The organism is Sulfurovum sp. (genome assembly GCF_041562805.1).
Classification (GTDB): Bacteria; Campylobacterota; Campylobacteria; order Campylobacterales; family Sulfurovaceae; genus Sulfurovum.
Genome location: NZ_JBFFOH010000094.1, coordinates 1 through 9,452 on the forward strand (window position 1 = coordinate 1; position 9,452 = coordinate 9,452).

At 36.3% G+C, this 9,452-nt stretch carries 10 protein-coding genes; 1 reads left to right on the top strand and 9 read right to left on the bottom strand.

The features are described 5' to 3' along the window. Nucleotides 1-54: 54 nt before the first annotated feature. The gene (locus tag ABYK33_RS10545; RefSeq protein ID WP_373033158.1) at nucleotides 55-720 is read right to left on the bottom strand and encodes a hypothetical protein; all 666 of its coding nucleotides are present in this window, start codon (nucleotides 718-720) and stop codon (nucleotides 55-57) included. A 338-nt stretch (nucleotides 721-1,058) separates the two neighbouring features. On the opposite strand from ABYK33_RS10545, the gene ABYK33_RS10550 reads away from it, so the two are divergent. Next, the gene (locus ABYK33_RS10550) at nucleotides 1,059-1,484 is read left to right on the top strand and encodes an AbiV family abortive infection protein (protein ID WP_373033159.1); all 426 of its coding nucleotides are present in this window, start codon (nucleotides 1,059-1,061) and stop codon (nucleotides 1,482-1,484) included. Here ABYK33_RS10550 and ABYK33_RS10555 read toward each other — a convergent pair. The 8 genes from ABYK33_RS10555 to ABYK33_RS10590 all read right to left on the bottom strand — a co-directional run. Continuing rightward, entirely contained in the window at nucleotides 1,373-2,185 is an 813-nt protein-coding gene (locus tag ABYK33_RS10555) for a transporter (protein WP_373033160.1), read from the bottom strand. The genes ABYK33_RS10550 and ABYK33_RS10555 overlap by 112 nt on opposite strands. Before the next feature lie 48 nt (nucleotides 2,186-2,233). Further along, nucleotides 2,234-2,875: a hypothetical protein gene (locus ABYK33_RS10560; RefSeq protein ID WP_373033161.1), complete on the bottom strand. Its 642-nt coding sequence runs from the start codon at nucleotides 2,873-2,875 to the stop codon at nucleotides 2,234-2,236. Nucleotides 2,876-2,990: 115 nt separating this feature from the next. Beyond that, on the bottom strand, nucleotides 2,991-3,761 hold the full coding sequence (locus tag ABYK33_RS10565) for an outer membrane protein (protein ID WP_373033162.1): 771 nt from the start codon (nucleotides 3,759-3,761) through the stop codon (nucleotides 2,991-2,993). A 58-nt stretch (nucleotides 3,762-3,819) separates the two neighbouring features. Then, entirely contained in the window at nucleotides 3,820-6,333 is a 2,514-nt protein-coding gene (locus ABYK33_RS10570; protein WP_373033163.1) for an arylsulfatase, read from the bottom strand. Nucleotides 6,334-6,396: 63 nt separating this feature from the next. Next, complete coding sequence (locus ABYK33_RS10575; RefSeq protein WP_373033164.1) at nucleotides 6,397-6,885, bottom strand: hypothetical protein; 489 nt, start codon at nucleotides 6,883-6,885, stop codon at nucleotides 6,397-6,399. Nucleotides 6,886-6,899: 14 nt separating this feature from the next. Continuing rightward, on the bottom strand, nucleotides 6,900-7,619 hold the full coding sequence (locus ABYK33_RS10580; RefSeq protein WP_373033166.1) for a DUF2092 domain-containing protein: 720 nt from the start codon (nucleotides 7,617-7,619) through the stop codon (nucleotides 6,900-6,902). Nucleotides 7,620-7,763: 144 nt separating this feature from the next. Then, nucleotides 7,764-8,723 carry a helix-turn-helix domain-containing protein gene (locus ABYK33_RS10585; protein ID WP_373033168.1) on the bottom strand — a complete coding sequence of 320 codons (960 nt, stop codon included), beginning with the start codon at nucleotides 8,721-8,723 and terminating at the stop codon, nucleotides 7,764-7,766. Between the two features lie 75 nt (nucleotides 8,724-8,798). Continuing rightward, a partial coding sequence (locus ABYK33_RS10590) for a tetratricopeptide repeat protein (protein ID WP_373033170.1) occupies nucleotides 8,799-9,452 on the bottom strand: 654 nt, incomplete at its 5' end.

The following is a 9,452-nucleotide window of genomic DNA, read 5'->3' on the forward strand; positions in this document are numbered from 1 at the left end:
AACCTCATAAAGTTATATATTTTATAAGGTTTTGAAAACATATCTACTATAGATTTAATTCTTTTTTATTTCAGACAAAGGAATCTTAAAACTTACACAATCAAATTTATCAAATATAAGAATATTATCGCTATCTACTTTTAATTCTTTAAACTTTTCATTATATGACAAGAAAGGATCAGAATCATCTTTAAAAAGCACTTTATTATATATCTCATCGCCCTCTTTATTCTCCACACTAAGTGTTAAAATAAACTCTGAGACTGTTAATTCACAAATAAGTTTAGCTGTCCCCGATCCTGTAATTCTTCGTTTCTTAAAGAGCCATATGTTTTTATATTCACCTTCTCTAAAAGAAGAGATAGAGTCTTCAATTGTCTCTTTGATTCCTGGTATTAACTTATCAACTTTTTTTGCTGAAATATTCAGAATCTCTAATATCTTTTCTCTTTGTTCTATTCTAGAAAGAGCCAACATTTCCTCTCCCGAAAATGTACAATTATAAGTTATACTTTTAAACATTTCTTGATACAAAAGCTCCTCTTTAGCATGATCAATTTCAATAACAATTTTATTAGCTTTTTCATATTTATATCTTTGTTTATAGATATCTCTAGATATATATTCTGTTATATGAAAAAGACTTAAATCAAAATCTCTATCATCTAATAAATCGCTTTTTTTTGATTGATTGGTTTGTAAATAAATATATTTTATCAATTTAGAACCTTTAATATTTGTCCAAAACACACTATACATTTATTTGTATTAAATTCTAAATTTATTGAACTCTATTCAAAACCTTATAATCTAACATATTTTATAACGTTTCTCGCTATAGCGACGTTTGCGAGCCATAAATTCATACCCTTCAATAGAAAACCTTATAAAATGTTCTAGTTTGGCATGTTTTATAATGTTTCAATTATTTTTTTACCTCAAAAATTTGCAACTTATTTTTTTTAATGGAAGTTCAATTCAATTCAATTTTATTTTCTAAGATTATGAAATACTGTCTGATATAATACTTACATAAATTACCCCGATAAAGGACAAGTATGAAAAAAAGAGACTTCTTTGAAGAATTTGCCACTAGGTTAAATATAGAAGAGAGCCTGGTGAGAAGTACCAAAGAGTTAAATGCTGTGATCCAGCACATTGTCCAATTACTTACTGACTCCTATATTTTGTATTCAAATAATAGCTTCCCGTCATCTGTTTTTTTAAGTATAACAGCATTAGAGGAGGTGTCTAAAGGACACTGGGGAATTTTTATGAGTGGAGTTCAACCAAAGAGTAAACCTAGGAAACTTTTACTTCAAGACCATCAATTGTATCCATGTCAGTATAATAAATGGCATTTAACTATGTACTACTTAGGAAACAAAAAAGTACATTGTATACGTACACCCCACCCCTCAGGAGTAAAATCAGAATCTGATACAGCCCAGTATCGTACACCCCCACCAACACTGACAAGTTGATCCCCCCATTTCATGACTTTCGTCACAGTAGCATTGATGGGTACTGACCACTCCTCAGTCTTCCAGTTATAGCTTGACTCAGTATTTAATGCATATGTTACTGCTTTATCCGTTACATGTGAGAGAAAGGGCTGCAAGAAAGTACTGCTAATCTCATGGTTCTTATCATCAGCAAACGACCAAACATGGTTGAATAATGCACCGTAAGTCCATTGACCACTTTGTTTAAGTGCAACTCCTGTAGGTCCAGCACCCCATTGATCTCCACCGATCAAATCATTAGTTGCTGTAGGCACTAAGAAGACCGGTCCAACACCCCATATCCAGCCATCTTCTGTCGGGAGCTTTGGAGAAAAGAATAAACTCTGTGTCACATTACCCAATCCTGATTGACTCCCTGAACCTGCGATTATATCATCCTGCCATACTATAGGCAAAATAGTTCTTGAAATAACATTCCAGTCATCATTCAGTGAGATAGGGATTACAGGTTGTATATTCACAAAAGATTTAGAACCAGTATCAAGCAGCCCAATGTCTGAATCATAGTTATACTGTATAGGAACACTGATCAATGATGCGATAGGATTAGCCAGTTTCTTTGCAAGCTCTGTATTTTGATCTGAAGCAAATGAAGTTGTCATTGGTATTAAAAGCATGCTAAGTGCAATGGACCACCTACTATTTTTAACCATATTCATTTTCTCTCCTTGATAAGATTATTTCGTTTCATTCGAATACTGTTTATGTTAATTAAGATCCGTATCTCTCCAATATTTGGTTCCGCTAAGGCTTGCTTTTAACATTAACCCAGTATCAACTAATTGATAGATTTTTGTACCATTTTTCAAAGTGATTCCAACACTACTACTATCATCGCCAGCAACTGCGCTTGCATCACTTTCCGCAGTCCAACCATCATTTACAAATGCATTGAATGCTTTATGTGTAGGGAAAATGAATATCATCTGCATAGATTTTATACCACCTCCAATATTTATACCACCACTTGCCATTTTCATATAGGTTCGTGAATGATTGGATCTATTCACTGCGACACCCGAACCAAATCCTGTTTTGATCAAAAAAGCAACTTCACGAGAATCAAATACTGCATAACCTGCAGCCTTATTGTATAGCTCTTTCGCCTCTTTTGACTCTCTGAATAATCTAGAGAGTGCCTTTTGTGCATTGTTGTTAATAGTATGTCTCGCTTTTTCTTTGGAGGTAGTATCACTACTTGTAGCATCACTTACTGTATCGACCACTTTACTTGCGGTATCTGAGACTGCTTTTGTAGTTTTATCCCATAGACTTTCTGCTTGGCAGAAATTCATGGTTGAGAAAATAGCTAGTTGACTAATCAAGAGAATTTTGGATAATTTGTTCATTTCTTGCCTTTAAATTTTTTATAACCAGACTGGAATCTGTTTTATGCAGATATTACAAGACAAACCTGACAGAACCTAAACAACCGTTTCACAGTGGGTTTGTCAAATATATCGATTAAAACTTGATGCTAACTCCAAGTACTGCACCACTTAAAGTAAGATCATCTACAACTGCGTCATCTTCCATATCAAATTCTAGATATCTGTAACCCAGTTTAACATCTCCCCAATCATAGCGGTAACCAATGCCTGCAAACACTTGCCAGCTTAGTTCTGTATCACCTGATCCAATGTCAGCTTCATAAGGAATGTACCAGTTCTCATTGATATTCTTGTATCCTTTAACACCGACAAAAAAGTCAGTGAAATCTTTTGAAGCTGATATATCGCTATCTGGTTCTAGTATACGGCCTGCTGTAGAGACACCCGTTTCAAGATCTACATAACGTACACCCCCTACTACATCAAGGATACTATCTCCAGTGTCTACTAAATTATAACCTACACCAGCATGCATAAGTAGTGCTTTCATATCGACACTAACATGGGCATTGTCACCATTAGTGAATGTATGATTTTTACTATCTCCTATATCCATATAGATGACATCTGCGAACATTGACCAAGTGTCATTTCTACCGCTGTAACCACCCATAAAAACCATTTTTAGATTATCTAGGATGTCTTCTGCATCGATACTGTCACCAGAATCAGGTAGTGGTGTATTAGCAGAAATAGTAGGTAGCCATGCATAGATCGATACCTCATTTTTCCATGGATTTGCTTCTACTACTGGCGTTTCTATGACTGGCTCTACTGGAGCTATATCTCCGCCTGCTAATGCTAAATTACTTGCAACAAGTGCACTTATCATAATCTTTTTCATTTAAATCTCCTTGTTTTGTGTATTCTTTTTAAAGTCACCGACCCCCAAAAGAGGAGTCTTACTCACTCGAAGCATTATTTCGCTTAGCAGTTTCGAGTTTTTTAATGTCATCAGGTGAAAGCTTAGGCCGATCAACTTTTATAGTTACCTTGTTCAGTTTAGCAGTTAAAGGAAAAGGTGGTTTGTAATCTGCATCATTTACACCCGTGAGTGTATCTGAACCAATGTCAAAACTCTCATCCCACTGCAAAATCATTGGCAGCGTTTTTTCCATCTTTTTAGTATCCACTACCTTGCCATCTACTTTTAATGTACCTGTACCAGACCGTCCTAGTCCACTCATGTTGTTGAACGCAAGGGTACCAGCACCCAGACCATCATATTTAAAGTCAAATTCGACGATGTGCTTTCCTGGGGTAAGCGCCTCTTTGCCTTCCCACTTGATGCGTTCAAGATTTACAAGATTCCACAGAAACACTGGTTTGCCGTTAAGCAAATAGAAACCATATCCTGCAAATCTTCCACCTGAGGCGAGAATCATACCTTCAGCACCACCTTTAGGTACCTCAATATCAGCCGTTATAGTGTAAGAAGTGTTAAGAAGAGATGGCGAATCACCTTGTGGTAAACCGACCATTGGCTCAGTATAGACAAACTCTGTTCTACCCGCAGTAATGTTTGGACGCGGCATGACTAAACGAGTGGCTACCGAAGCATCCATCGGGAAGACTTGATATTTCTTCGCTTCTTCGATGAACAGTTTCTTTAATTCTTTTACCTTCTCAGGATGCTCTGCAGCAATGTTTTTAGACTGACTGAAGTCTTCATTTAGATTATAAAGTTCTAGTACTTGGTTGTTCAGTGGATCAGGGTTTGCAGCACCATAGGCTTCCCATGGAGCACGATTTACCTTAGTGCTGAGCAGCCAACCTTCATGATAGAGTGCCCACTGACCCATCATTTCAAAATACTGTGTCGTGTGTCGTGACGGTGCTTTAGCATTTTCCTTATCAAATGTATAGACAAGGCTGGTCCCCTCCATCGGTTCCTGTTTAATACCATCCACCATTTCAGGGGCAGGAATACCCGTAGCCTCAAGGATGGTAGGCACTATGTCATTCACATGAGCGAACTGCTCCCGCAGACCACCTTTATCCTTGATACGTGCTGGCCAAGAGATTGCCATATTCTGACGAATACCTCCAAGTTTCGAAGCATTTTGTTTAAACCATGTAAATGGTGTATCAAAGGCCCATGACCAGCCCGCTGACATATGGTTATATGTCTCTTCTGTCCCCCAGACATCATACCATTTCATTTGCGTTTCTACTGGCATTTTGTTGATACCATTAAAGAATGCAACTTCATTAGGTGTTCCCAAAGGGCCACCCTCTGCACTGGTACCGTTATCTCCGTTAATATAGATAATAAGAGTGTTATCAAGCTTGCCCATATCATCAATAGCCTGAATAACACGTCCGATCTCATAATCATTATAGGCTGCATAGGCTGCAAATATCTCAGCTTGTCTGATGTAAAGCTTTTTTGCATCGGCTGTTAGATCATCCCAATTAGGAATAACTTCTGTCGGCCACGGCTCAATCTGTGTATCCTTTGGTATTACGCCAAGCTTCTTCTGATTTTCAAAGATCTCTTCACGCAACTTATTCCATCCTTTATCAAAAAGGTGCATATCACTGATTTTCTTTACCCATTCTTTTGTCGGATGGTGCGGTGCATGTGTGGCACCTGGTGCATATTTAACAAAAAAACGTTTATCTGGCATCGTTTGATTGAGCTGTTTCAAGTAAGCAATAGCATCATCAGCCATCCCTGTAACCAAGTTCCACTCCGGTTTACCCTTAAACGGATAGATCTGTGTAGTGTTTCTAAAGAGGTTTGGTTGCCACTGATTCGCATCACCACCCACAAATCCATAAAAATACTCAAATCCAAGACCCGTTGGCCATTGATCAAAAGGTCCAGCCATACTTGCGGCAAAGGAAGGAGTATTATGGTCCTTTCCAAACCATGAAGTGGCATAACCATTATCCAAAAGGATCCGTCCGATCGTTGCCTTCTCTTTAGGAATAATACTATTATAGCCCGGGAAGCCTGTAGCCTGCTCAGAGATCACACCAAAACCAACTGAATGATGGTTCCGTCCAGTAATAAGTGCTGCTCTTGTCGGGGAGCATAGTGCAGTAGAGTGAATATTGTTGTAGCGCAGTCCATCATTGGCAACACGATCAAGTGATGGTGTAGGAATCACACCTCCAAAGGTACTTGGCACACCAAAGCCAGCATCATCAGTAATAATCAACAAGACGTTTGGCGCATCATTAGGAGGAGTGACTCTTGGAGCCCACCAAGCCTTTGATTTTAGTGCATCTTGTTTAATTACACCACCGAATTCCGGATCAGGAGCAGGAATTTGTTTCCCATCGATTGTGGTTGTAGCACTTGCTGAACCAAGAACACCATGAACTTCTACTGCCAAAAGAGGCACTGAAATAAACATGCTTATAGACAAAGAAAAATGCATTGCCTGAATTATATTTTTTTTCTTCATAAAACTATCCTTTCAATTATTGAGGTTTTGTAATACCTCTAAATTATTATGCTTTCTTATCCATTAATAAGGAGAAGCAACCACTTTATAAACCAATGTATCACCCTGATAAAAAGGTTGATAATATGAACTACCACAGTGTCTATAGCTAATGCCATTTGCCACAACTGTTGTACAGGTTGTAGGCATAGTAGATGCCGAAATCATCGAACCTATCGCCAATCCCCAAGTAAATGCAACAATGGCTCTTCCTCCATAATAACCATAACGGTGATATCCGCCATAGTATCTATGATTCACATTCACATTTCTGTTAACATTCACATTTCTATTGACATTCACATTTCGACTTGCACCAGATCTTGATCTACTCACACTTCGACCTCTTGCCTCAGCTGTATTGAAAAGAGAAATACTGAAATCTAAAGAGGTTACAACATTATAATCATTAACTGATTGGAGAGTGGGTTTAACATTTACTGATGGAGAAAAGAGTCCTATCATGGCTGCAACTACTGAAAATTTAACTAAAAACATATTTTTATTTTTCATCATATCTCCTTTCCTTAATTTGCACTCTGTACTGATATTTTTTCTGCCCCTTTAGGTGCGGTAAAAATAAAATCACTGTCTGATATTTTGGCATTCACATCCCAATACAATGAAGTATCTATCCTATGTTCAAAACCACCTGTTCTATCAATAATACTATAATTTTTAACCAGTGGTTTATCACCTTTTGAGATCCATACATGTACATCTCTAAGAACGTTGCTAAAAGCTATATAATGACACTCTATACCATCTACCATCATCGTACCGAAATGTTTACTTTTTATGAATTTTACACGTTTATGCGTGTTGCTATAGATCAATTGTGCCAAAGGTGCTCTGATACCATATTTTTCAAAGATATAGTCTAACCCTTCATCAATTGTTTCAGGTATTTTAATTTGTCCATAGTAGCCAAATCCATGATCCATCATCGTATAGACACCGTTATTGAGATAATTACTTCTATCTCTCGTATCGCCTTTTACATCTACGCGCAGTTTTCCAGGCCTATCAACCTTTACTGTGGCATCATGTCTTAATGTACCAACAGTTCCATCTTCAGTTGTAATATTGTCTATCACAACTGCCTTAAAAGCATATTTATCCATACTGCCGATATAGTCATATGCTTTATTAAGTACATCTCTAGGAGACTGTTCTGTAGCAAAGAGAAGTGTCGTACTAAGCAAAAGTGCTACTGTTGCAAAAGTAAGTTTTGTATATAGTTTCATTTAGCATCCTTTCCAATAAATTATCGATACTGATTAAGTATATCACTTATTTTGATTACTTTCTATCCAAAAACGGCAAATGTACTTTTATATGGGGAAATGTTTGAAACTGCAGATATTTATAGTATTAGCGTATTTTCTAAGCTAAGGGGACAATTTTTTAAGAGTATGAGAAGGTGTATACCCAAACATAGATTTATAACTTTTAGCAAAATGTCCCATATGTGTAAAACCATGAGCATATGCAATATTTTCAACTGTTTCTATAGTATTACTATTTTGTAAAAAAGTATGGTGAATCTTTCCTAAACGATAAGATTTATGATATTGTTTTGGGGACATTCCAAAAAGCTTCTTGAAGGCTAAACGAAGTGTTCTTTCAGATATTTTTTTATTATTACAAAGATTATTTATATAAATATCACTCATGTAGTTTTTCTCTATATATTTCCGTATCTTTTCAGCATTTATTTCACTTTCCGATTTACTTTTATGTTGTCTACTGTGATCAATATTATCAAAAATAATTTGTAAAATTTCTTGTTCCGTTTTTGTACAAAAAACAGAATCACTTTGCAATTTTGTATTTTGCTTCATCAGGTCGCCAACCAGATCTTGTACGGAAGCTCTAAAAGTAGATCCGGCATCTTCTTTTAATTGTATACGTTTATTGATCGTATCATATTGAAAGTGTTTATTAAAATAATTTTTAAATGCGTCATCGAAAAAATCTTTATCTATAGCTATTGTCACATCATTCACAGCAGATGAAGAGGTAAAATCTAGTTGGTCATTTTCATTAAGAACTATTAATTCATTTTCATTTATACTCAATCCGTTATGAGTTATCTTACCCTTAGATTCTGCAGAGGCAAAGAGATATGTATTTTTTGGAATATTCCCTTTAACGAATACACCGCTTGAACGAAAGGTACTTGCAATTTGAATGTTTAAAGTATGTACTGCATTGATAGTTCCCTTAAAACGTCCACTATCTAACTGATATTCTTCAAGACTCCAGTGTAAAGCAGCATCTATCATTGATTCATGTGTATCGAAATCTAAATTGATAACATGACCAAGTGACGCTTCAAATCTATTCATTCCAGCCCTTTTTTTATTATATTATAAAGTATATCAAATAATAATCTCTATTCCAAATCAAGATAATATTTGAAACTACTGACCTACTGAAAAGTTTTGAAGCTTTTTAAATTTCTCTTCATACTTTTTACTCTTAGCACTGTCACCGATCACCTTTGTATAATAAGCTAAACCTGAAACAACTTGAAGATCTCCAGTATGTTTTGCATAGGCTCCTTCAAGAATTTTGATAGCTTCTTTAGGATCCTTCTCACCGATAGCAACTGCATAAACATAAGATATACGTGGATCGTATTTATCAAGTTCAACAGCTTTTTTCAACCAAGGAGTTGCTTTGTCAGCTTCTTGATTACGAACATACCATAGTCCCAGTGCATGATAAAGAATTGCTGCATCTGGAACATTCTTCAAGCCCTGTTGCAAAATCTCAAATGCCTGTTCCTTCTTTCCCCCCTGTAATAAATATTCACTATAGTTGATATAAGCAGGAATATATTGCGATTGAAGTCGTAACGCTTCACTATATGCCTTTTTTGCCTTATCGTGCTTATTACGCTGAGCATAGAAAAGAGCCAATGATAGCTGTGACTCAGGACGTTCTGCTGTAAATAAAAGTATCTTTTCATACTCATCAAAAGCGTTAGTTAATAACTCTTTCGTCTTTTTGTCTAATTCTCCAAGAGGAAAAGCAGCAAGCTGTCTGGCAGCTTCCATTCTTACTATCTTAAT

Bases quoted from the DNA above. Each gene is read 5' to 3' on its own strand.
- ABYK33_RS10550 (WP_373033159.1), top strand. From the start codon at position 1,059: ATGAAAAAAAGAGACTTCTTTGAAGAATTTGCCACTAGGTTAAATATA.
- ABYK33_RS10555 (WP_373033160.1), bottom strand. From the start codon at position 2,185: ATGAATATGGTTAAAAATAGTAGGTGGTCCATTGCACTTAGCATGCTT.
- ABYK33_RS10560 (WP_373033161.1), bottom strand. From the start codon at position 2,875: ATGAACAAATTATCCAAAATTCTCTTGATTAGTCAACTAGCTATTTTC.
- ABYK33_RS10565 (WP_373033162.1), bottom strand. From the start codon at position 3,761: ATGAAAAAGATTATGATAAGTGCACTTGTTGCAAGTAATTTAGCATTA.
- ABYK33_RS10570 (WP_373033163.1), bottom strand. From the start codon at position 6,333: ATGAAGAAAAAAAATATAATTCAGGCAATGCATTTTTCTTTGTCTATA.
- ABYK33_RS10575 (WP_373033164.1), bottom strand. From the start codon at position 6,885: ATGAAAAATAAAAATATGTTTTTAGTTAAATTTTCAGTAGTTGCAGCC.
- ABYK33_RS10580 (WP_373033166.1), bottom strand. From the start codon at position 7,619: ATGAAACTATATACAAAACTTACTTTTGCAACAGTAGCACTTTTGCTT.
- ABYK33_RS10585 (WP_373033168.1), bottom strand. From the start codon at position 8,723: ATGAATAGATTTGAAGCGTCACTTGGTCATGTTATCAATTTAGATTTC.